This is a genomic window from Buttiauxella sp. AC142, assembly GCF_979253435.1.
Genome location: NZ_CEEDCH010000001.1, coordinates 896,483 through 919,483, shown reverse-complemented (window position 1 = coordinate 919,483; position 23,001 = coordinate 896,483). Strand labels below are relative to the sequence as shown.

23 protein-coding genes and 1 other annotated feature are annotated in these 23,001 nt (G+C 50.5%); of the genes, 13 read left to right on the top strand and 10 right to left on the bottom strand.

Going from position 1 to position 23,001, the window contains the following annotated elements:
* Positions 1-41: 41 nt before the first annotated feature.
* The 3 genes from recR to AC0IWZ_RS04170 form a co-directional block, all read right to left on the bottom strand.
* Positions 42-647, bottom strand: coding sequence for a recombination mediator RecR (recR, locus tag AC0IWZ_RS04180; protein WP_034493758.1), 606 nt, complete (start codon positions 645-647; stop codon positions 42-44).
* Between the two features lie 108 nt (positions 648-755).
* Positions 756-1,433, bottom strand: coding sequence for an isochorismatase family protein (locus tag AC0IWZ_RS04175; RefSeq protein WP_115630456.1), 678 nt, complete (start codon positions 1,431-1,433; stop codon positions 756-758).
* 71 nt (positions 1,434-1,504) lie between these two features.
* Positions 1,505-2,371, bottom strand: coding sequence for a pirin family protein (locus AC0IWZ_RS04170; RefSeq protein ID WP_410372344.1), 867 nt, complete (start codon positions 2,369-2,371; stop codon positions 1,505-1,507).
* Positions 2,372-2,481: 110 nt separating this feature from the next.
* Here AC0IWZ_RS04170 and AC0IWZ_RS04165 point away from each other — a divergent pair, with 110 nt between their 5' ends.
* A complete protein-coding gene (locus tag AC0IWZ_RS04165; protein ID WP_034493755.1) occupies positions 2,482-3,387 on the top strand; it encodes a LysR family transcriptional regulator in 906 nt (301 codons plus the stop codon).
* Between the two features lie 56 nt (positions 3,388-3,443).
* On the opposite strand, the gene AC0IWZ_RS04160 is transcribed toward AC0IWZ_RS04165, so the two are convergent.
* The 4 genes from AC0IWZ_RS04160 to AC0IWZ_RS04145 all read right to left on the bottom strand — a co-directional run bounded on the left by AC0IWZ_RS04160 (position 3,444) and on the right by AC0IWZ_RS04145 (position 7,061).
* Positions 3,444-3,773: a YbaB/EbfC family nucleoid-associated protein gene (locus AC0IWZ_RS04160; protein WP_034458087.1), complete on the bottom strand. Its 330-nt coding sequence runs from the start codon at positions 3,771-3,773 to the stop codon at positions 3,444-3,446.
* An 87-nt stretch (positions 3,774-3,860) separates the two neighbouring features.
* Positions 3,861-5,777: a DNA polymerase III subunit gamma/tau gene (dnaX, locus tag AC0IWZ_RS04155; RefSeq protein WP_410372345.1), complete on the bottom strand. Its 1,917-nt coding sequence runs from the start codon at positions 5,775-5,777 to the stop codon at positions 3,861-3,863.
* Positions 4,461-4,525: a sequence feature (DnaX frameshifting element), on the bottom strand. It overlaps the preceding gene by 65 nt.
* A gap of 228 nt (positions 5,778-6,005) precedes the next feature.
* On the bottom strand, positions 6,006-6,557 hold the full coding sequence (gene apt, locus AC0IWZ_RS04150) for an adenine phosphoribosyltransferase (RefSeq protein ID WP_034493753.1): 552 nt from the start codon (positions 6,555-6,557) through the stop codon (positions 6,006-6,008).
* Between the two features lie 126 nt (positions 6,558-6,683).
* Complete coding sequence (locus tag AC0IWZ_RS04145) at positions 6,684-7,061, bottom strand: DUF454 family protein (protein ID WP_471678098.1); 378 nt, start codon at positions 7,059-7,061, stop codon at positions 6,684-6,686.
* A gap of 57 nt (positions 7,062-7,118) precedes the next feature.
* Here AC0IWZ_RS04145 and priC point away from each other — a divergent pair, with 57 nt between their 5' ends.
* On the top strand, positions 7,119-7,655 hold the full coding sequence (priC, locus tag AC0IWZ_RS04140) for a primosomal replication protein PriC (RefSeq protein ID WP_034493750.1): 537 nt from the start codon (positions 7,119-7,121) through the stop codon (positions 7,653-7,655).
* Between the two features lie 32 nt (positions 7,656-7,687).
* Positions 7,688-7,888 (top strand): pleiotropic regulatory protein RsmS, encoded by a 201-nt coding sequence (gene rsmS, locus AC0IWZ_RS04135; protein WP_471678099.1) that lies wholly within the window; start codon positions 7,688-7,690, stop codon positions 7,886-7,888.
* 34 nt (positions 7,889-7,922) lie between these two features.
* Here rsmS and mscK read toward each other — a convergent pair whose 3' ends face one another.
* Together mscK and acrR are read right to left on the bottom strand one after the other, a co-directional pair.
* Positions 7,923-11,261 (bottom strand): mechanosensitive channel MscK, encoded by a 3,339-nt coding sequence (gene mscK / locus AC0IWZ_RS04130; RefSeq protein WP_471678100.1) that lies wholly within the window; start codon positions 11,259-11,261, stop codon positions 7,923-7,925.
* A gap of 143 nt (positions 11,262-11,404) precedes the next feature.
* Positions 11,405-12,046, bottom strand: coding sequence for a multidrug efflux transporter transcriptional repressor AcrR (gene acrR / locus AC0IWZ_RS04125; protein WP_034493748.1), 642 nt, complete (start codon positions 12,044-12,046; stop codon positions 11,405-11,407).
* 143 nt (positions 12,047-12,189) lie between these two features.
* On the opposite strand from acrR, the gene acrA reads away from it, so the two are divergent.
* The 6 genes from acrA (at position 12,190) to AC0IWZ_RS04095 (ending at position 19,181) form a co-directional block, all read left to right on the top strand.
* Positions 12,190-13,389, top strand: a complete 1,200-nt coding sequence (gene acrA, locus AC0IWZ_RS04120; protein WP_034493747.1) for a multidrug efflux RND transporter periplasmic adaptor subunit AcrA — start codon at positions 12,190-12,192, stop codon at positions 13,387-13,389.
* A 22-nt stretch (positions 13,390-13,411) separates the two neighbouring features.
* On the top strand, positions 13,412-16,561 hold the full coding sequence (acrB, locus tag AC0IWZ_RS04115; RefSeq protein ID WP_471678101.1) for a multidrug efflux RND transporter permease subunit AcrB: 3,150 nt from the start codon (positions 13,412-13,414) through the stop codon (positions 16,559-16,561).
* Positions 16,562-17,114: 553 nt separating this feature from the next.
* Complete coding sequence (gene tomB, locus AC0IWZ_RS04110) at positions 17,115-17,489, top strand: Hha toxicity modulator TomB (protein ID WP_034493745.1); 375 nt, start codon at positions 17,115-17,117, stop codon at positions 17,487-17,489.
* A gap of 28 nt (positions 17,490-17,517) precedes the next feature.
* Positions 17,518-17,736 (top strand): HHA domain-containing protein, encoded by a 219-nt coding sequence (locus AC0IWZ_RS04105; protein ID WP_034493744.1) that lies wholly within the window; start codon positions 17,518-17,520, stop codon positions 17,734-17,736.
* A gap of 329 nt (positions 17,737-18,065) precedes the next feature.
* Positions 18,066-18,620 carry a maltose O-acetyltransferase gene (gene maa / locus AC0IWZ_RS04100; protein ID WP_115630472.1) on the top strand — a complete coding sequence of 185 codons (555 nt, stop codon included), beginning with the start codon at positions 18,066-18,068 and terminating at the stop codon, positions 18,618-18,620.
* Between the two features lie 102 nt (positions 18,621-18,722).
* Positions 18,723-19,181, top strand: coding sequence for a YlaC family protein (locus AC0IWZ_RS04095; protein WP_034493742.1), 459 nt, complete (start codon positions 18,723-18,725; stop codon positions 19,179-19,181).
* A 25-nt stretch (positions 19,182-19,206) separates the two neighbouring features.
* Here the strand turns inward: AC0IWZ_RS04095 and ykgO are convergent, their stop codons facing one another.
* Positions 19,207-19,347, bottom strand: a complete 141-nt coding sequence (ykgO, locus tag AC0IWZ_RS04090) for a type B 50S ribosomal protein L36 (RefSeq protein WP_072011136.1) — start codon at positions 19,345-19,347, stop codon at positions 19,207-19,209.
* A 297-nt stretch (positions 19,348-19,644) separates the two neighbouring features.
* Here ykgO and AC0IWZ_RS04085 point away from each other — a divergent pair, with 297 nt between their 5' ends.
* Genes AC0IWZ_RS04085 through AC0IWZ_RS04070 form a run of 4 tightly spaced genes read left to right on the top strand, consistent with a single transcriptional unit; the run spans position 19,645 to position 22,954 of the window.
* The gene (locus tag AC0IWZ_RS04085) at positions 19,645-20,682 is read left to right on the top strand and encodes an isopenicillin N synthase family dioxygenase (protein ID WP_471678102.1); all 1,038 of its coding nucleotides are present in this window, start codon (positions 19,645-19,647) and stop codon (positions 20,680-20,682) included.
* Positions 20,683-20,700: 18 nt separating this feature from the next.
* On the top strand, positions 20,701-21,510 hold the full coding sequence (locus AC0IWZ_RS04080) for a MetQ/NlpA family ABC transporter substrate-binding protein (RefSeq protein ID WP_471678103.1): 810 nt from the start codon (positions 20,701-20,703) through the stop codon (positions 21,508-21,510).
* Positions 21,507-22,298, top strand: a complete 792-nt coding sequence (locus AC0IWZ_RS04075; RefSeq protein WP_172895372.1) for a methionine ABC transporter ATP-binding protein — start codon at positions 21,507-21,509, stop codon at positions 22,296-22,298. Before AC0IWZ_RS04080 ends, AC0IWZ_RS04075 begins: the two co-directional genes overlap by 4 nt.
* Complete coding sequence (locus tag AC0IWZ_RS04070) at positions 22,283-22,954, top strand: methionine ABC transporter permease (RefSeq protein WP_410372350.1); 672 nt, start codon at positions 22,283-22,285, stop codon at positions 22,952-22,954. Before AC0IWZ_RS04075 ends, AC0IWZ_RS04070 begins: the two co-directional genes overlap by 16 nt.
* Positions 22,955-23,001 lie beyond the last annotated feature (47 nt).

Sequence of the window (23,001 nt, the reverse complement as noted above, 5' to 3'; positions counted from 1 at the left end):
AGGTTTTCAAGCGGGAAGTATAAGAAACTCCCCGCAAGTGGTTAGAAATTAATCTTGTGACGCCCTGCCAGAGAATGCGACAAAGTCGTGCCATCGACCATTTCCAGCTCGCCGCCGACCGGCACACCGTGCGCGATACGGCTGGCATCAACACCATATTGCCCGCAAAGTTCGGCGATATAGTTTGCAGTGGCTTCTCCTTCTACCGTCGGGTTGGTGGCGAGGATCAGCTCTTTGATGGTTTCGGTTTCCAGGCGTTGCTCAAGCCTGTCGAGACCAATGTCCTGCGGGCCAATTCCGTCAAGCGGAGAAAGATGGCCCATCAGCACAAAATAGCGGCCGGAAAACTGGCCTGTCGCTTCAATGGCATGAATATCCGCGGGCGTTTCTACCACGCAAATTTGGCCGTTTTCCTGGCGGCGAGGGTTGGCGCAAATGGCGCAAACTTCTTGTTCGGTAAAAGTACGGCAATCAGAACAATGGCCAATTTCTGACATCGCACGAGTTAATGCTTGAGCAAGACGCATGCCACCACTGCGGTCACGTTGCAAAAGCGCGAACGCCATACGTTGGGCAGACTTTGGGCCGACGCCTGGCAGGCAGCGCAGGGATTCCATAAGGGTGGTAAGTAAAGGACTGGTTTGCATCGCTCAGACTTCTGAAAAAAGAGTGGACCATAGCCTAACATTAGCCCCGCGCGAGGGCATAGGAAAAGATATTCCCCCTGCGCGATGTCTCGCAAAGGGGGAAATTATTTAACCGCGCTGCGAGTCCAGTTGCTCTTGATTCGTCACCACATCTTGTGCTTTCTGGTAGCTTTCCATCAGCAAACCGTACTCAATAAATACGCCACCCCACAGGTTTGCCCATTCCATTGCATCATCCCGATTCCAGGTGTGCTGGATTTCAGCCACGACGGCTGCGGTATCCATTGGCACGACACCGGCCTGAACGACACGCGCCAACGTCACTTCCTGCGCCATTTTGGAGTAGGTGCCTGAGGCATCAATCACCGCGAAGACTTTGAAGCCTTCTGCCACCGCACTTATCGCCGGGAAAGCCATGCATACGCTGGTCACTGTACCGGCAATAATCAAGGTTTTGCGCCCTGTGGCTTTGACTGCTGCCACGAAATCAGGGTTGTCCCAGGCGTTAATTTCGCCTTTACGCGGGACGTACTGAGCGTGTGGAGCGTACTGGTGAATCTCAGGAATCAGCGGGCCGTTCGGGCCTTGCGGCACAGAAGCGGTGGTGATAACCGGAATATTGGCCAGCGTGGCTATTTTAGCCAACACGGTTGCATGGGTGCGTAAAGTTGGCATCGGCATGTCGTGCACCAGTTGGAAAAGACCGCTCTGGTGGTCGATAAGCAGCATTACCGCGTCGTTTGCATCAATTGTAGGGATTTGTCCGTTAAAGTTTGCAGGTGTCATGTTCAGATCCTCTTAGGGTTCAATCATCGTGTTGAAAAAACGGCTACCAAAACGGTAGCCGCTTAGGTTAGTTAAACTTTCTGGCCAAATTTGCCCTGGTTAAAGTCATCAATGGCCTCTTTGATTTCTTCACGGGTGTTCATGACAAACGGCCCGTATCCCACCACTGGCTCATTCAGCGGCTCACCGCTCAACACCAGCACAACCGCATCGGTATTGGCTTCAAGCGTGACGGTTTCGCCTTTGGCATCCAGCACCACCAATTGCGCCTCACGAGCCACCTCCAGTCCGTTGACCAGCACGGTGCCTTTGAGCACCACCAGTGCAGTGTTCCAGCCGTCTGGCAGCGTTAAATGCGTGGTACTTTGTGCATTCAGGCGCATATCCAGTACACGCAGTGGAGAAAACGTGCGTGCCGGGCCTTTTGCGCCATCCATTTCACCGGCGATAACTCGCGCCTGGCCTGCGTTGTCTGGCAGCGTCACGACCGGAATATCCGCGTCGGTAATCGACTGATAGTTCGGCGGTGTTGACTTGTCTTTGGCTGGCAAATTGACCCACAGCTGAACCATTTCAAGCCGACCGCCCTTCTCGCTGAAAGCCGGTGAGTGGAACTCTTCATGCAAAATGCCACTACCTGCCGTCATCCACTGCACGTCGCCGGGGCCAATCACCCCACCGCTACCGGTGGAATCGCGGTGAGCCACTTCGCCTTTGTAGACGATGGTGACGGTTTCAAAACCGCGATGCGGGTGGACATCAACACCGCGCTGGCCTTTGTTGCTCGGTTTAAAATCAGCCGGGCCTGCGTAGTCCAGCAGCAAGAACGGACTGAGCTGTTTTTCAAATTTTGAATAAGAAAACAGTGAGCGAACCGGGAATCCATCGCCCACCCAGTGGGACGCTGGTGCTGAATAAACGCCAAGAATTGATTTCATCGTTATCTCCATTGAGTGTCGATTTCTGTTGAGATAAAGCTTACTCATAAGACGAATTCCCCGGTAGACTCTGAAAATGAACTCAGCGTTCCATATATAGGACAATGGCAATGCAAGATCTCAACGACCTGTGGTATTTCGTGCAAGTGGTAGATAACGGAGGGTTTTCTCCGGCAAGCCGCGTTATTGGTATTCCGAAATCACGCTTGAGTCGCCGTATCGCGCTACTGGAAGAAAGTCTGGAGACCCGTCTGATTCAGCGTTCAACGCGCAGCTTTACCGTGACGGAGGCCGGGCAGATTTTTTATCGTCATTGCAAGGCGATGATTATTGAAGCCGAGGCCGCACAGGAAGCGATTAACACGCTGCGTGCCGAACCTCGCGGGCTGATTCGCCTGACCTGCCCGATTACGCTGCTGCATGTGCATATCGGCGACATGCTGGCGCGATTTATGACGTTGTATCCGCAGGTCACCGTGCAACTCGAAGAAACTAACCGCCAGGTTGATGTGCTAAATGAAAACGTCGATTTAGCGGTGCGGGTGCGCCCATTGCCACTCGACGATAGCGATCTGGTGATGCGTAAACTGGCGGATCGCGGGATGTGCCTGGTTGCCAGCCCTGAACTGGTGGCGCGTTTTTCAAAACCTCAGTCCCCTGCCGATCTTCAGCACTGGCCGAGCCTTGCGCTGTCAAAACCGCAGCAAGTTTACCGCTGGTGCCTGTTTGGCCCTGATAATCAGGAAGTGACGCTGCACCATAAACCGCGCTTCGTGACCACCGATATGATTGCACTGAGAGCGGCGGCTCTGGCGGGTGTGGGGATTGTTCAGTTGCCGATGTTGATGCTTAACAAACAGATTGCCGACGGGAGTCTGGTGCGACTGTTACCGGAGTGGCGAGCAAGGCGAGAGGTGATTCATCTGGTGTTTCCTTCCCGGCGCGGTCAGTTACCGGCGGTCAGGGCGCTGATTGATTTTCTGGTGGAGAGTTATGCGGCGTTCGAGGAAGAGTGAGAACGCGAAACGCCCTCACCCCAGCCCTCTCCCGCAGGAGAGGGAGAAAAACAAAATCAGAATGGCATTTTGAAGCCTGGTGGCAACTGCATCCCGCTGGAAACGCCAGCCATTTTCTCTTTCTGCGCTTCGCCAATACGACGCGCTGCATCGTTGAAGGCTGCAGCAACCAGGTCTTCAACCATTTCTTTGTCGTCTTCCATCAGGCTTGGATCGATTTCGACACGACGGCAGTTGTGAGCACCGTTGATAGTGACTTTAACCAGACCCGCGCCAGATTCGCCTGTGACTTCCATTTGGGCGATTTCTTCCTGAACCTGGGCCATTTTTTCCTGCATCTGCTGGGCTTGCTTCATGATGTTGCCCAGACCGCCTTTTCCAAACATAGTCTTCTCTCTTTTGCTCGGGCCGACTAACCGCAGAGTACGATTATCGGCTATCAGGGTTTACAACAAACCGGGTGAGCCGGTTTGTCAAATTGGTCGAATACTGTCTTCATCCAGTTCCGCATCAAAGAAACGACGCAGCGTCTGGATGTTGTTGTCAGCACTCATTGATTCCCGTGCCTGCGCCAGCTTCTCTTCGTAGATGGCCTGACGCCACTCCAGCGGGGTGCGTTGTGCGAGATTATCATCTTCAATAATAGTCAGCTCAACTGTTTCGCCACTAAAATCACTCATCGCATCGGCCAGCGTTTTCATAGCCGACGGCGAATTGAGGTGACGTAACGCCGGGCGCAGATGCAGACAAACGCGGTTGCCGTCCTGTTCTTTCCAGGCATTTAGCGCCAGTTGTTGCACTAACTTCGGCAACACAAGTTGGCTAATTTCAGCTGCCCAACCGTCGCGTTCTATGGCTTCGAGTGCCAGTTTCTGCGCAAGTTCCGGGGTTTTCTCATGCTCGAGCGCCCGCTTCAATGCTTTTGGTGTCGCGACCGGTTCTTCGACGACATCAGAAACGTTCTGCGATACCCAGCGATAAGCCTCTGGCTTCGGCGCGGGTTTTTCTTCAACTGTTGCGGGCCGGGACTGAATGCGCTCGGTGACCGAGGCTAAACGTTCCAGTGCGGTATTCTTCGCCGGCCGCGCTACATTTTGCGCTGCCGGCTCATTCTTTTTTGCTTTGTTGGCTCCCTGCTGGCGCATTAGCTGTGTTCGCGCTTGCAGCACCTGACTTGTGGTGTCTGGCAGCGTCGTTTCACTTTGCCGTGGCGGCGGGGCCGATGTTTGTTGGCGTACCGGAACAGGGTTTATCACCGGAATACTCGGTGCCTGTCGCGGTTGTTCAGGTTCGGGTAAAGGTTTGCGCGGATGGAACGCCAGCGCACGCAGCAACGTCATTTCAACGCCCATACGGCGGTCAGGTGCCCAGGACAACTCTTTGCGCCCAATCAGCAAAGTCTGGTAATAAAGCTGCACTTCGGCAGGCGGCACAACGCGAGCCAGCTCACGCATACGTTGTTCAATGGCAGCCATGTCTGTGCCTAACGCGGCAGGTGAAAGCTGAACCATCGCCACGCGATGCAGCAGACTCAGCATTTCCACCAGCAGTGCTTCCCACTCAACACCCCGCCCGGCGGCATCATTCAGCAAGCTCATGACGCGCTCGCCATCGGCATGAATCATCGCTTCAATTAACGACAGCGCCTGGTCATCGTCGAGCGTGCCGAGCATCGCGCTCACCGCGGCGGTGGTCACATGCCCGTCACCGCTGGCAATGGCCTGGTCGGTGAGGCTTAACGCATCACGCAGGCTGCCATCTGCGGCACGGGAGAGCAATTGTAGCGCACGCGTTTCACATGGGATTTTCTCTTCGCCAAGAATATGTTCCAACTGATGGCGGATTTGTTCGACATCCAGCGCTTTCAGGTGGAATTGCAGGCAGCGAGAAAGAATAGTGACCGGCAGCTTTTGTGGATCGGTAGTCGCCAGCAAGAATTTAACGTGTGATGGCGGCTCTTCCAGCGTCTTCAACAAGGCGTTGAAACTGTGGCGGGAGAGCATGTGCACTTCATCGATGAGATAGACTTTAAAGCGGCCACGCGCCGGGGCGTACTGAACGTTGTCCAGCAAATCACGGGTGTCTTCTACTTTGGTGCGCGAAGCGGCGTCAATTTCAATCAGGTCAACAAAGCGACCTTGTTCTATTTCACGGCAGTTATCGCACACGCCGCAAGGAGTGGCAGTAATGCCGGTTTCGCAATTTAACCCTTTCGCCAGCAAGCGAGCGATGGAGGTTTTCCCCACGCCGCGCGTCCCGGAAAAGAGATAAGCGTGGTGGATTCGGCCCATGGATAAGCCATTAGCCAGCGCAGTCAGAACGTGTTGCTGGCCGACAACATCAGCAAAAGTTTGTGGCCGCCATTTGCGGGCTAAGACCTGGTAGCTCATACGAGATAGGCTCTACATCGCGGGTGTGAATTCAGGGGGTAATGCTAACATAAGCCTCCCCCATCGGGCGAGGCTTCTATACCCGTCATCCTTCAAGCTGCAGGTGTGTTGGCTGCATACGCTCATCCCAGTCACTTACTCAAGTAAGCTCCATGGGATTCTCGTCCTTGCCGCCTACCTGCAACTCGAATGCTAACGGGTATAGTTTGGGGAATATGGAGGCTGAACTTAGTGGCCAGGGAACAGTACGAGGCTGTAGCTTTTCACGCCCATTTTTTCCAGGCGCTGCTCACCACCAATATCAAACAAATTGATGATAAACGCCGCGTCAGTCACTTCCCCACCCAAACGGCGGATAAGTTTGACGGTTGCTTCAATAGTGCCGCCGGTTGCCAGCAGATCATCCACCACCAGAACTTTGTCGCCAGGCTGGATTGCATCAACGTGGATTTCCAGTTGATCGGTGCCGTATTCCAGCTCGTAGTTTTCAGCGATAGTTTCGCGTGGCAGTTTACCAGGCTTACGAACCGGCACGAAGCCGACACCTAATTCCAGCGCAACCGGTGCACCAAACAAGAAGCCACGCGCTTCAGTACCCACCACTTTGGTGATACCGGCGTCTTTAAAGCGTGAAACTAATAATTCAATGCTGGTGGCGTAGGCTTTCGGATCTTCAAGCAAGCTGGTAACGTCACGGAATAAGATCCCAGGTTTTGGATAGTCTGGAATGCTTTTGATGCTGTTTTTCAGATATTCAAGCTGCTGCGCAGTCGCGGTCATAATTAATGCCTGCTAAAAACATGATTCTAACAAAGCACGAGACTGCTTATTAATCAGTCATACCGTGCTCGAAAACGGTCGAATTTACTGGCTGGCACCAACAATTGCAACCACCGCAAATGCGGTTTATGGCTTTTGTTGCTTTTCGTCAATTACCGGCATGCGCCACATAAAGAACAGCAGCGCACACATCATCAACAATAATAGTAGCCTGACCCAAAGAATGTTGACCAGGTAAAGGGATACCGCAAAAGTTAACACGATGAAAATCAATGCCCTGGGTTTTGCTCCCGGCGGCAGTGCACGATGATTTTGCCAATGGTGGATATAACTGCCAAACCATGAGCGATACAATAGCCAGTGGTGGAAACGCGGCGATGAACGAGCGAAGCACCAGGCCGCCAGCAGTAGAAATGGGGTTGTGGGAAGTAAAGGCAAGACAACACCCAACGTCGCAAGGACTACCGCCAGCCAACCAATGATGATTAATATTGTCCGTTTCATTCAGTATTCCATCGATAACCTGGCGCTTAAACACGTACACCACTGGAGAGTCATTTTGTGAAAACCGCTTCGCTGTTACAAGCTTTGAATACTCGCGTCGCGGAACTCGCGCAAGCCATAGCGCCCGTCTCATTACAACGCGCCTCGCAAGCCCGTTTCGATAGTAAGCTGTTTTCGACCCACAGCACGCAACTTAAAGATTATCTCAGCGAAGTTCAGGCAAATCTTGAACAGTTACAGCTTAGCGTGAAAGTGGGCCGAACGGAGCAAGTTGCCTATCTTGCTGAAAAACTGGTGGCGCAAATCGCTGCGTTACAGCGTGAACTGGCGACCGTCAAAATGCGAAAAAACGATCCACAACCCGTGGTTGCCGAGAATTTATATGAAAAGCTCTCGACACATCAGGATTACGAACGTCGTATCCAGATTATGATTAGCGATCGCGAAAGCCAGCTTTCGTTGCAGGCAACGCTTGCCGGACAGCAAAAACTCCAGAAGGAATTGGCCGCGCTCGAGGGGCGTTTGCAGCGCTGCCGTCAGGCACTGACTCGTATAGAGCGTGCCATCGAAAGGCGAGAGCGTGGGCTAAGCTAATACCCAAAATACACATTAACGAGATTAACGATATGTCGCTGGATAACGCACCAGAAGAAGTCAAACTTGCGGTCGATTTGATTATGCTGCTGGAACAACATGAAATCCCGACGGAAACCGCGCTCGCAGCACTTGAGATTGTCCGTCAGGATTTTTTGCGTAAGCGGGAAGAACAAAAAGAAAATCGGTGGATAAGCGTAAGCGTTATCCACCCTACAAAAGCTTTACCGTAGGCCGGATAAGCGCAGCGTCATCCGGCACAGCATCTCATTTCCCGTTGTTATCGCGCTTCACCTCAGTCAGTTCATCGCCTTTATCATTACGCAGATGCACTTCCAACTGGTTGAAGGCGATGTTAATTCCGTTCTCACGGCACAGACGATCAATGCTCCGGTTCAGCTCATCGACGGTATAACTGCGGTCGCGCAGTTCACGCACATACAGACGTAATTCATGATCGAGTGTGCTGGCACCAAAGGTGGTGAAGAACACGGTTGGCTCAGGATCGTGCATGACCTTTGGATGATCATGAGCCGCTTTGAGTAAGATCTCGCGCACTTTATCCAGATCGGATCCATACGCAACGCCCAGGCGAATCACCACGCGCGTGATGGTATCGGTCAGCGACCAGTTGATCAGGCGCTCCGTGACAAACGCTTTGTTCGGAATGATCACTTCTTTACGGTCGAAATCGGTAATCGTTGTGGCGCGAATACGGATTTTGCTGACGCTACCGGAGAAAGTGCCGATGGTGACGGTATCGCCGATACGCACCGGGCGCTCGAAGAGAATAATCAGACCGGAAACGAAGTTACCGAATATCTCCTGCAAGCCAAAACCGAGGCCGACCGACAATGCCGCCGCCAGCCATTGCAATTTATCCCACGACACACCGAGAGAACCAAAGATGGTCATCGCCCCGACGGCAATAATCACATAGTTCAGAATCGTGGTAATGGCGTACGACGCGCCCTGGCGCATTTGCAGACGCGAGAGCACCAGCACTTCCAACAGGCCGGGTAAGTTGCGAATCAGCACCCACGCAATGGCAAAGGCAATCACCGCAAATAACAGACTGCCCATGGTGACGTGCTTCACGATGGCGGCACCGGCTTCAGTCCCGTTGTAGCTCCAGAGCTGGATGCTATCGAGATAACCGAATACCCCGAACAAATCTGACCAAATGGTGTAGAACACGATGGCAAACAGTGCGAACAGCGCAATGATGGCCAGACGCATGGTTTGCTGGTTGATTTGGTCGAGTGCCAACGGAGGCTCTTCTACCGGCTCACCGCCTTCTGCGCCCTCTTTCACCAGGTTTTCACGGCGTAATACCGCGCGGCGATAGGCCATGCGGCGTGCCGCAACGCTCAGCCCGCGCAGTACGGTCTGGTAAACCAGATTCCAGATAAGGATCAGGTAGATGGTTTCAATCCAGCGGCCCGCCAGGCGTAAGGTGGTATAGAAATACCCCATCGCCGTCAGCACCATTAACACCACGGGTACCACGCCCATCATCGTGACGGTAAACAATTGAATGGTGTGGTTGTTTTTGTTGCGCCAGTTTTCACGGCACATTGGGAACACCAGGGCGGCAATGAGCAGCAGGTTGAAGAAGATAATTAACTGCCCAAGCGCATCTTCCACCAGGTGCAGCGGAGAACGCTCACCCAACACCGACCAGAATAATAACGGTAGTAACGCACAACCAATACGCACTAGCTGGCGACGATAGTGGCTGCACAATTGCGGCGCCATATTAAAGTGGCTCACGGCCACACCGTTGGTAGAAAGCACTTGATACGTTAAGCCGAACACTAACCAGGACAGAGAAAGCTGTTTGCAGAACGCCAGCATGGATTCACTGATATTCATCTCCATACCAGCAAATACCAGCCCGATGGAGTAAATAACCAGCGCACCGGGCAGGACTTTCACAAGGGTGAGTGCAATAGCTTTTGGCGTCAGCATCTGGCTGTCGTTGCGCAGTTGTCCTACCCGACTCGCCTGTTTTTCCAGGTAGCGATCAATCGCTTTAAATTTCCAGCGAATGATACCGGCCAGTAATAATGCCGGAATCATCAGCAACAAGATGGCGATGATTTTTAACGAGCTTTCTGGCCCCTTCAGGTTAATGCGGGCGCTTTTAAACTGATCGCGTATTGATAAAGGCAATGATTTCAGCCAGTCCCAATCCATTGGCTTATTACTGGTCACCCAGAAAATCTGCTCGGTCAGAATTTGATCGAGCGATTTCGTGACGTTTTGCAGTTGCTGCTTATTGTTTTGCAGATTGATAGCCAGCATGAGTTGCATGCCGAGCTGTTTGTTCAGTTGGTCGAGCAATTCGCGACGCGTATCCAGAACTTGTAATAACGCTTCATGAACGTCAGGCGTCACTTCATCGATGTGCCCGTCTTCAATTTTCTGCACCAGTTCGTCTGGTTGAAAAAGGGCATCACGCTGCTGGTTGACATCAAACTGTTCGAGACGAATATCCGCAATACGGTTGGTCAGGTCTTCGGTGTCTTCCGCTGACGGCAAGTTTTGCTGCTGTTGTTGGTAAAGGATACGTGACAACAGCAGGCTGCCTTTCAGGACGGCAATTTGCTCTTTGAGGTTACGTTCAGATTGCAGCGCCCGGTCGAGGGTATTTTTGATGCGGATGCTCGGCGGCACCATTTCATTGGCGTGCTGAGTGGCATCAATCAAACGCTGGCTTAACTGGTGGTTGATATCCAGCTCTTGTTTCACCAACGGGTTTTGCTGAATTTTAACCGTATCTTCAGAGTCTATCGCTTCCTGCGCTGTCTGCTGTGTCAGCGTTAAACGCTTGCTGCTGACCGCTTTTTGCAGCAGTTGCAGCGTGTGCTCCAGCTGATTGATATGGGCGTTGGTGTAGTCGCGTTGTTTTTGCAGCGCATCCTGCAAGATGGTGTTGCCTTTCAGGCTGTCGCGCTGTTGATCGAGTTGCGCATTAAGCAACGCCTGTTGAGTCAGTAACAAGGTTTGCTGGCTTGGGCGCAGCTCTACCGCACCGGGTGTGACGCCGTTCAGACGGTTACGGATGGTTTCAAGTTGGGCCGAGACCGTCATCATCGCATTTTGCACACGCTCAGGCTGCGTTTGCAGGGATATAAGCTGGCTGTTCCAGGTGGCTAAATCGCTTTGCGAATTCTGTAAATCCGTCATCAAATCATTCAGACGCGATTCAAGCTGACGCAAATTTAACGATTCAATTTCGGCCTCTTCCGCAGCCTGATTTTCACGCTGGTTTTTGAGTTCGTTCAACGCCTCGGTGGCTTTGCGCAGCGCTTTTGGCGCTTCGGTTACCTGCTGATGAAGTTTTGCTGTTTCATCCTTGACCCGATCAATTTTGTCCAACGCTTCAAGCGTTTCATTAAGATCTTGCTGGGTGAGTTTGTCATTTGGCGACAGCGTTTTTTGCTTATTCAGCGCGTTGAGCTGGTTTTGAATTTCTTCGCGGCTTGGGAGATCGCTGGAATTACTTTTCGCCCAGACTGGCTGCGCCAATATACAAAACAGGCTAACCAAAGCGATGAGTAAAAACCGCGCGGAAACACGACGTGAATACAGTGAACTCATGAGTTGCGGCATAGTTTGACAGTGTTTAAAAACTGGCCGAAAAGGTTGGCGAGTTAGAGACGAAATACGAGCCGCAAGATTAGCACGTCTTTTCGGAAAAACCTTGGGCAACTATGTTCAGAATTACCCTATTAATCCTATTTTTAGTGTGGACTTGATCGCAGGGTTGGGCAGTTTTGGAACATTTCCAATAATATAGCCACGTAGTCTTCCGCCTGACCGTGAAGATCGAAGCTGTCGGGCGCAACTAACCAGTTTTCAATCAGCCCGGTAATGTAACTACGAAGAAGGATAACAGCGTGGGATAGGCGTAGGTTTTTTGGTAACATCTCTGCATCAATGCAACGCTGTAAACTGCTCTCGATTCTTTCATTACCTTCCATATAAAGTTCGCGCCTGGCCTGTTGTAAAACAGCCAGTTCCCCGACAAATTCACATTTATGGAAGATGATTTCAGTCATCAGGCGACGGCGTTCATCGGCGACAGTTGCTTGTAATATGTAAATAAGTAACTCTCTGACAACAGAAAGTGGATCGTCAGGAAATTTTGCCTGATACTCAGTTTCTAAGTCACCAATACTGGATTCCGTTAGCTCCCAGATTTCATTAAACAAATCCGACTTATTTTTGAAATGCCAGTAGATTGCACCACGGGTGACACCAGCTGCCTTTGCGATATCCGCCAGCGAAGTTGCGGAAACACCGTGTTGGGAAAACAAGCGGATTGCAACATCCAGAAGATGTTGGCGGGTCTCTAGTGCTTGTTGTTTGGTTTTTCGTGCCATAAGTGGGTGAAATTAAGGTAGTTAGATTTACATACATTTGTGAATGTATGTACCATAGCACGACGATAATATAAACGCAGCAATGGGTTTGTGGACACTTGATCCATTGAACAACTTTGAAATCGGACACTCGAGGTTTACATATGAACAAAAACAGAGGGTTTACGCCTCTGGCGGCCGTTCTGATGCTCTCAGGCAGCTTAGTGCTTACAGGATGTAATGACAAAGAGACACAACAGAGTGCCCCGCATACCCCAGAAGTGGGTGTGGTGACTTTGAAAAGTGCTCCTTTGCAGATAACAACAGAGCTACCGGGCCGTACCAGCGCTTACCGTATTGCAGAAGTCCGTCCACAGGTCAGTGGCATCATCCTGAAACGTAACTTCGAAGAAGGAAGTGAAATCAAGGCTGGCGTTTCGCTGTATCAGATTGACCCTGCAACATATCAAGCTGCGTATGACAGTGCAAAAGGCGACCTCGCGAAAGCACAGGCAAGTGCAAACATTGCTCAGCTGACGCTTAAACGTTATCAGAAACTTTTGGGTACTAAGTACATCAGTCAACAAGATTACGACACCGCGCTTGCCGATTCTCAACAGGCAAATGCATCCGTCGTTGCGGCTAAAGCCGCCGTTGAATCTGCTCGTATCAACCTTGCTTACACCAAAGTGACTTCACCTATTAGTGGTCGCATTGGCAAATCTTCTGTAACAGAAGGCGCACTGGTTACCAGCGGACAATCTGCTGCGTTAGCAACCGTACAACAGCTCGACCCTATCTATGTTGATGTGACCCAATCCAGCAACGATTTCTTGCGCCTTAAGCAAGAGTTAGCTGACGGCAAACTGAAACAAGAAAACGGTAAAGCTAAAGTCAAATTAGTCACCAATGACGGTATCACTTTCCCGCAGGAAGGCTCTTTAGAGTTTTCTGACGTGACGGTTGACCAAACCACCGGTTCTATCACTTTGCGTGCCATCTTCCCGAATCCAGATAAAACGTTACTGCCGGGCATGTTTGTTCGCGCACAACTGGAAGAAGGTACTAATCCAAATGCACTGTTAGTTCCGCAACAAGGTGTGACTCGTACACCGCGTGGCGATGCTTCAGCAATGGTTATTGGTAAAGATGACAAAGTGGAAGTGCGCAATATCACTGCATCTCAGGCTATCGGCGACAAATGGCTGGTTACTGAAGGGTTGAAGGATGGCGATCGCGTTATTGTAACCGGTTTGCAAAAAGTGAAACCCGGTGTTCAGGTGAAGGCGCAGGAAGTGGCGGCAGAGAATAAAGGCCAGGATCAAGCAGCCGCTGGCGCACAGTCTGAACAAACGAAGTCTTAACTTAAACAGGAGCCGTTAAGACATGGCTAAGTTTTTTATCGATCGCCCTATTTTCGCCTGGGTAATCGCCATCATTATTATGTTGGCGGGTGGGCTTGCGATCATGAAATTGCCTATCGCGCAATATCCAACCATTGCGCCACCGGCAATTTCTATCTCTGCAAACTATCCAGGTGCTGATGCGAAAACGGTACAGGATACTGTGACTCAGGTTATCGAACAGAACATGAACGGTATCGATAACCTGTTGTACATGTCCTCTTCCAGTGATTCCTCGGGTTCTGTCACCATCACCATTACCTTCGATTCCGGCACTGATGCCGATATCGCGCAGGTTCAGGTGCAGAACAAATTGCAACTGGCAATGCCGCTGCTTCCACAAGAAGTCCAGCAGCAAGGTGTAAGCGTTGAGAAGTCCTCAAGTAGCTTCCTGATGGTTCTGGGTATGATCAATACCGACGGTTCCATGACACAGGAAGATATTTCGGACTACGTTGGCGCAACCATTAAAGACCCAATCAGCCGTACTCGTGGTGTGGGTGACGTTCAGCTGTTTGGTGCACAGTACGCGATGCGTATCTGGATGGACCCGAACAAACTGAACAATTACCAGCTCACGCCGGTAGATATTATTAACGCTATCAAAGCGCAGAACGCCCAGGTAGCAGCAGGTCAGTTAGGCGGTACTCCGCCGGTTAAAGGCCAGCAACTTAACGCCTCAATCATTGCTCAGACCCGTTTGAAATCTGCCGATGAGTTCAGCAAAATTTTGCTGAAAGTGAATCAAGATGGCTCACGTGTTCTGCTCAGAGATGTGGCAAAAGTTGAGTTGGGCGGCGAGAACTATAACGTTGTCGCGCGTTTCAACGGTCAGCCTGCGTCTGGTTTAGGTATCAAACTGGCAACCGGTGCTAACGCCCTGGATACTGCCAATGCGGTACGTGCCACCGTAGAAAAACTGCAACCGTTCTTCCCGGCAGGCTTGAAAGTCGTCTACCCATACGACACCACGCCGTTCGTTAAAATTTCTATCAAAGAGGTAGTCAAAACCCTCGTTGAAGCCATCGTGCTGGTGTTCCTGGTAATGTATCTGTTCTTGCAGAACTTCCGCGCCACATTGATTCCAACGATTGCGGTACCAGTGGTACTGCTGGGGACGTTTGCCATCCTTGCCATCTTTGGCTATTCGATAAACACCCTAACGATGTTCGGGATGGTGCTTGCGATAGGCCTGTTGGTAGATGACGCCATCGTCGTAGTAGAAAACGTTGAGCGTGTGATGGTGGAGGAAGGATTGCCACCAAAAGAAGCCACGCGCAAATCAATGGAACAGATTCAGGGCGCTCTGGTCGGCATCGCGATGGTTCTGTCAGCGGTATTTATACCGATGGCGTTCTTCGGCGGTTCCACAGGGGCAATCTATCGTCAGTTCTCTATTACCATCGTATCGGCAATGGTGCTTTCTGTACTGGTAGCAATGATCCTGACACCAGCACTTTGCGCCACTCTGCTCAAGCCGATTGCGAAAGGCGAACACCACGAGAAGAAAGGCTTCTTCGGCTGGTTTAACAACATGTTCGACAAGAGCACGCATCACTATACCGACAGCGTCGGTAACATTTTGCGTAGCACCGGTCGTTACCTGGTGTTGTATCTGCTGATTGTGGTTGGCATGGCCTTCCTGTTTATTCGCCTGCCAAGTTCCTTCTTGCCAGACGAAGACCAGGGCGTGTTCCTGACCATGGCGCAGTTGCCTGCGGGTGCAACGCAAGAACGTACACAAGCCGTTCTTGATGATGTGACCAAGTACTACCTTGAAAAAGAGAAAGACAACGTTAACTCTGTATTTACCGTTAACGGCTTTGGCTTCTCAGGACAAGGACAGAACACCGGTCTGGCATTCGTATCCTTGAAAGACTGGGACGAGCGTCCGGGTGAAGAGAATAAGGTTCCAGCGATTGCTGGTCGCGCAAGCGCCGAATTCTCGAAAATCAAAGATGCCATCGTGTTCGCATTTAACCTGCCAGCTATCGTAGAACTGGGTACTGCAACGGGCTTCGACTTCCAGTTGATTGACCAGGCAAACCTTGGACACGAAAAACTGACTCAGGCACGTAACCAGTTGTTTGGCGAAGTGGCAAAACATCCTGACCTGTTAGTGGGCGTACGTCCAAACGGTCTGGAAGATACGCCGCAGTTCAAAGTCGATATCGACCAGGAAAAAGCACAGGCATTGGGCGTTTCTATCAGTGATATCAACACCACGCTGGGTGCAGCATGGGGTGGTAGCTACGTGAACGACTTCATCGACCGTGGTCGTGTGAAGAAAGTTTACCTGATGGCTGATGCGCCATTCCGTATGCTGCCAAGCGATATCAACAGCTGGTATGTTCGCGGTTCTACCGGCCAGATGGTGCCATTCTCTGCGTTCTCAACCGCGCACTGGGAATACGGTTCACCGCGTCTGGAACGTTACAACGGTTTGCCATCCATGGAAATCCTGGGTCAGGCAGCACCGGGTAAAAGTACCGGTGAAGCGATGGATCTGATGCAGGAACTGGCGAGCAAGTTGCCAACCGGTATCGGCTACGACTGGACGGGTATGTCTTATCAGGAGCGTTTGTCTGGTAACCAGGCCCCTGCCCTGTATGCGATTTCCCTGATTGTGGTATTCCTGTGTCTGGCTGCATTGTACGAGAGTTGGTCGATTCCATTCTCGGTTATGCTGGTTGTTCCGCTGGGTGTTGTGGGGGCATTACTTGCCGCAACCTTACGTGGTCTGACTAACGACGTGTACTTCCAGGTAGGCCTGCTGACAACCATTGGCTTGTCGGCGAAGAACGCGATACTTATCGTGGAATTCGCCAAAGACTTGATGGAAAAAGAAGGTAAAGGCCTGATTGAAGCGACACTCGAAGCTGTACGTATGCGTCTGCGTCCGATTCTGATGACCTCACTTGCGTTTATCCTCGGTGTAATGCCGCTGGTAATCAGCTCCGGTGCTGGCTCCGGCGCACAGAACGCGGTAGGTACGGGTGTAATGGGCGGGATGGTGACAGCAACTGTCCTGGCTATCTTCTTCGTGCCGGTGTTCTTCGTGGTGGTACGCCGCCGCTTCAGCAGCAAGGCTGAAGATGTTGAACACACTCACGCAGTTGAGCATCACAAGTAAGACTAAGTTCTGCATCTAAAAGGCCGCGCAAGCGGCCTTTTTTATTTATGTTGAGTCTTATTTGTCATATTAATTAATAATTAGCGTCGTCGGTTTTTCCGACGATAAGTTTCAAAATGTTGCAATATAAACCCTGCAAATCCTGAGTCTGTGGCATGATATTACTTAATTTTTCTGCAAAACCAGCAAAATCGAATCATACTTATTTATTAGGATAAATCTTAAGCGATAACTAATATACATCGCTTAAGATTCACATCGAGCAACATAAAATTAACCTCTTGAAAATAAACTATTTCTTGAAGTGGTCTTTTTGGTTCATTTATAGGAAAAAGCTTTTAAAAAACGTGAAAGTCTTAATAAACATTGCGTTAGGGTAAACGGCTTTTCAGCAAATGTAATTTTTCGTAATACCGAAAGGAAATCTGGTACAGATTGATTTATAGTAAAAGTATATGGAATAATCGTTGTAATTGATCCCCACCTCATCCAGGTGTGTCCACCCCAACGCGTTATGTTTATCAAATTTTTGTTCGATAAAAGGGGCTGCATTATGGACGAATACTCACCAAAACGGCATGATATCGCGCAGCTTAAGTTTCTCTGCGAAAACATGTATCATGACTGCCTTACCAACCTTGGCGAGAGTAATCATGGTTGGGTTAATGATCCTACTTCGGCCATTAACTTGCAGTTGAATGAATTGATTGAGCACATTGCGGCATTCGCACTTAATTACAAAATTAAGTACGATGATGAGAGTAAATTGATTGAACAAATTGATGAATATTTGGACGATACATTTATGCTGTTCAGTAACTACGGTATCAATGCCCAGGATCTTCAGAAATGGAGAAAGTCTGGAAACCGATTATTCCGATGCTTCGTTACTGAGAGCCGCGCAAACCCAGTAAGCCTCTCCTTTTAAACTATTACAAGATGTACAAGGTGACTTCATGACTACAAAACCATTAACAAAGACCGATTATTTGATGCGCCTGCGACGCTGCCAAACAATTGATACATTAGAACGAGTGATTGAAAAGAATAAATACGAATTATCAGATAATGAATTGGCAGTATTTTATTCAGCCGCAGACCACCGTCTGGCAGAACTGACCATGAATAAGCTTTACGATAAAATACCGCCTTCTGTATGGTCATTTATTCGTTAATACTTCTGAATCGTTATTACGTTTAGGCATTTAGATTGACATGCTGTTACACCATCGGCCAGCAGAAGTTATATCCTGGTTAGCAACGCCTGGCGTGGCTAAGTAGCAATATGATTCTGGACAGTATCGTTATGCTCAAGGCTCGATATTCCTCGCTTTACCTGTAAGGCCTGCTGGAGCAATGCGTCTGCAGCTTTCCTTTATCTTTGATTGTTAAGATTCACATTTAACTGTGTGATTACAGTCACAAAATGAAAGAGCGCTCTCATAAATAACAAACTAATCGCTTACGTTAACCGATGTCCCAACTATTTATTAAAGGCATCTCCGTGAGTGAAGAAAAACAGAAAATGATAGCAGGCGAGCTTTATCGCCCTGCTGACACGCAACTTCGTGCCGATCGTGTTAATGCTCGTCACTTGATTCACCGCTTTAATCACACTGCCCCTGATGAGCAAGCTGTTCGCGCCGAATTACTGGGTCAATTGCTTGGTCAAAGCCTCGATGCTTATATTGAACCGTCGTTTCGATGTGATTATGGTTACAATATTTTCCTCGGCAAAAACTTCTACGCTAATTTCGACTGCGTAATCCTCGACGTTTGTCCGGTTCACATTGGCGACAATTGCATGCTGGCCCCTGGCGTCCATATATACACCGCCACGCATCCACTGGATGCCGAAACCCGCAACAGCGGTGTTGAGTTCGGTAAACCCGTCACCATTGGGCATAATGTCTGGATTGGCGGACGCGCAGTGATCAACCCTGGCGTGACCATTGGCGATAACGTGGTGGTTGGCTCAGGCTCCGTGGTAACGAAAGATATTCCAGCAAACGCAGTCGTCGCCGGGAACCCAGCGCGGGTAATTAAAATGGTCGACTAACTGTTATGCTTTTTTTTGGCAGAACTGTTACTTTTTTACCCCAGGTGGGATTCTTAGAATAACAGTTCTCTGCCTGTAGCGTTTCTGTTCAAAAGGCCCATCATGACTGAAATTCAGCGTCTGCTCACCGACACCATTGAGCAACTCAACACCGATGAAAAACGCGATAATCGCCCACGTTTTAGCATCAGCTTTATTCGCAAACATCCAGGTTTGTTTATCGGCATGTGGATAGGTTGGTTTGCCACACTGTGGGTGATGCTGGAATCGGACACTCTGTCAGGATCGGTCTGGTTATTGGTGGTGTTGTTTGCGCTGCTAAACGGCTTTTTCTTTTTTGATGTGAATCCGCGCTATCGGTACGACGATATTGATGTGCTTGACCTTCGCGTTTGCTACAACGGCGAGTGGTATAACACGCGCAATGTGCCGCCAACGTTGATTGATAAAATCCTGCAATCCCCTGGTGTTGACGAACAGAAAAAATCGCTACTGCATAAAATGGTTTCCACCAAAGGCGAACTCTCTTTTTACGATATCTTTTCGCTCGCCCGTTCCTGAAAACAAGGGGCCAAAGCCCCTTGTCTTAACGCCGCTTCTTCCTGCCCTGCACCGCTTTAAAACGCGGATTACTTTTGCAAATCACATACAACCGCCCTTTGCGCTTCACTATCTGGCAATCCGGATGGCGCTGCTTAGCACTGCGTAACGAATTTAAAACCTTCATGTCCACACCCTTTTATTGTTACTTTATAACATAACAACAAGATAAAAGATGAGCGACCAAAACGCAAGCCAGTTTGTCTGCAAAACCCGCCATAGCTAAATCCCGCAAAAGCTTAGAACCCCGCGCGACAATATCTTAGAAGATAACAATATTGGGCGGCGTGACATGCTTGCGGCAATGTAACTTTCATGAACACCACATCGTTTCAGAAGGGATAAATCATGAATCAGTATTGTTGTTGTCGGGCGAGAAAATCAGAACGTATCAAGAAAACATCTGAAATAAGCGGAGTCCATGATGAGCAAAACAACGATCCAGACATTGCCAATACTCGATCTCTTAGCCCTTGAGGGCACAGCCACTGACCGCGCTGCTTTTCTTGAACAACTGCGCCTGGCGGCTCGTGATATCGGTTTCTTCTATTTAATTAACCACGGCATTAGCCCCGAACTGCAACAAGCCGTTCAGGATGAAGCACAACAGTTTTTCACTTTGCCAGAAGCTGAAAAGCAGAAAGTGGCGATGATCCACTCTCCTCACTTTCGCGGTTATAACCGCGCCGCCAGTGAATTAACACGTGGCAAACCTGACTGGCGCGAACAGTTTGATATCGGCGCTGAGCGCCTGGCACTTTCCATCAATGAATCCCAACCCGGCTGGCTGCGGCTACAAGGGCCAAACCTGTGGCCGGAATCGCAACCAACCCTGAAACCAACCCTTTTGCAGTTTCAACGCGAGATGACTGCCGTCGCGCTCAAACTGTTGCGCACCTTTGCACAAGCGCTGAAATTACCGGCTGACAGCTTCGACAATCTCTATGGCAACAAGCCCAACGAACACATCAAGCTGATTCGCTATCCAGGCAAATCCGCCACTGATAGCAATCAGGGTGTGGGGGCGCATAAAGATTCTGGTTTCCTGAGCTTTTTACTGCAAGACCAGCAGCCAGGTTTACAGGTAGAAGTCACGCCTGATAACTGGATAGATGCCGCGCCACTGCCCGGTAGTTTTGTGGTGAATATTGGTGAGTTGCTGGAGCTTGCGACTAACGGCTATTTACGAGCCACGGTTCACCGTGTGATATCGCCGCCACCGGGGCAAGAACGCCAGTCCATTGCCTTTTTCCTCGGCGCTCAACTCGACGCCGTTGTGCCGGTTTACGCCCTGCCGCCTGAACTGGCGCAACAGGCTTTAGGGCCGGAGAGCGATCCACATAATCCATTGCTCCGTGACGTCGGCTGGAACTATTTAAAAGGCCGCCTGCGTTCGCACCCTGACGTGGCAGAACGTTATTACCCGGATGTCTTGCGTAACAGCACTGAACTCATCGCTTAAACAATAAAGGAAAACACCATGAAAAATGCCGCTTTTAAACTGGCAGGGGTCGCGCTGTCTTTGACTCTGGCTTTCAACGCTCACGCCGCAGAAACCTTACGCATTGCCGCAGATGCTGTGCCACATGCAGAAATTCTGGCCTTCGTGCAAAAACTCGATCCTAATTTAAAACTCAAAGTGGTGGAGCTGAGTAATGGCGTGAATGCCAACGAATTGCTGGCGAATGGCGATGTCGATGCTAACTACTTCCAGCATGTGCCGTACTTACGCGACCAGGAAAAAGCGCTGGGTAAAAAATTCGCCGTTGCCGCTACCGTTCATATTGAACCACTGGGGATTTACTCGCACAAATACAAAGACCTGAAATCCGTGCCGGATAATGCCACCCTCGCGCTGCCTAATAACGTCACTAACCTGAGCCGCGCTCTTTATTTGTTGCAAGACAAAGGGTTAATCACCCTGAAGCCGGAATTTAAAGATGCTGCGCAAAACCAGGCCACGCCGCGTGACATCGCCAGTAACCCAAAACATCTGAAGATTGTTGAAATCGAAGCCCCGCAATTACCGCGTTCACTTGATGATGTGGATCTGGCGGTGATCAACGGTAACTACGCGCTGGAAGCCGGTTTAACGCCGTCAAAAGACGCGCTGGGACTGGAAAGTGCGACCCATAATCCGTATGCCAATATTCTGGTGACTAACCCGAATTTAGCCAACGATCCGCGCATCAAAGAACTGGCGAAAGATCTGCAATCACCGCAGGTTGCTGAATTTATTCGTACGCAGTTCAACGGGTCTGTTATCCCGGTTGCCACGCCACAGTCATGATTACGCTTGAACGGCTGAGCAAAGTGTATGCCGGAGGAGGCCAACCGGCACTGGATGATGTCTCACTGACTGTGCCAGATGGCGCAATCTACGGCATTCTCGGGCGTAGTGGCGCGGGGAAAAGCACCTTGATTCGCTGTTTGAACTTGCTGGAGCGGCCCACGTCGGGCCGCATTCTGATGCACGATGTGGATATCACTACGCTGAATAATCGCGAGCTGCGCGCTCATCGCCAGCGCACAGGAATGGTGTTCCAGCATTTTAATTTAATTCATGCCCGAAACGTGGCGGACAATATTTCCGTCCCGCTGGAAATCGCCGGGCAGCCGCGTGAAATACGCCAGCAACGGGTTCATGAGTTGCTCGAATTAGTGGGTCTGAGTGATAAAGCCCACGCTTTCCCGTCGCAACTGTCTGGCGGGCAAAAACAGCGCGTGGGAATTGCACGTGCCCTTGCCGCTCACCCCGATGTGCTGCTTTGCGATGAGGCAACCAGCGCGTTAGATAGCGAAACCACCGCGTCTGTGCTGGCGCTGCTGATGGACATTAATCGCAAACTGGGCGTCACTATCGTGCTGATTACCCATCAACTAGAAGTGGTGAAGGCGATCTGCGATCACGCGGCATTACTTGAGAACGGCAAGTTAGTCGAAAGCGGCTCGCTGTCTGATTTACTGGTTAGCCCCTATTCCCGCCTGCGCCAGGCATTGCTCCCTGGCGACGCGGCAGAAAAAGCATTTTTACGCCGACTCGGCGTTTCAGGGAGAGTGTTATGCGAAGTCGCTTAGCCTGGGAAGATTTATGGCCATTGCTGCTCGACGGCACACTCGACACGCTTTACATGGTGGGACTAGCGGCTCTGTTTACGGTGATTATCGGTTTGCCGTTGGGCGTACTGTTATTTCTCACTCGTCGCGATGGCGTATTACCCACACCAAAACTGAATCAGGTTATCGGTAGCGTGGTGAATGTCGGGCGTTCGCTGCCCTTTATTGTGCTGCTGATTGCTCTGATCCCCTTTACGCGATTAATCGTCGGCACCACTCTGGGCAGCACCGCAGCGGTGGTGCCGATTACCATTGGCGCATTCCCTTTCTTTGCGCGTGTGGTTGAAAACGCCTTAGATGAAGTCGATAAAGGCCGCATCGAAGCCATTTTATCAATGGGCGGCAATGTGTGGCATATCATCGGCAAAGTGCTGTTGCCCGAAGCATTGCCCGCATTGTTGGCCGGTATCACACTCACCGTTGTGATGCTGATTGGTTTTTCTTCTATGGCGGGAGTTATTGGCGGGGGCGGCTTGGGCGACCTTGCGATTCGTTACGGTTATCAGCGTTTTAATGACCAGGTGATGATTGGCACCGTGGTGATTCTGGTGATAATGGTTCAGCTTGTGCAAAGTATGGGTGACCGCCTGGTGCGCCAACTCGCGCACCGGCGTTAAAGCGTCCAGTAGGATGGATGAGCAATTTTTCGTAGGGCGGATAAGCG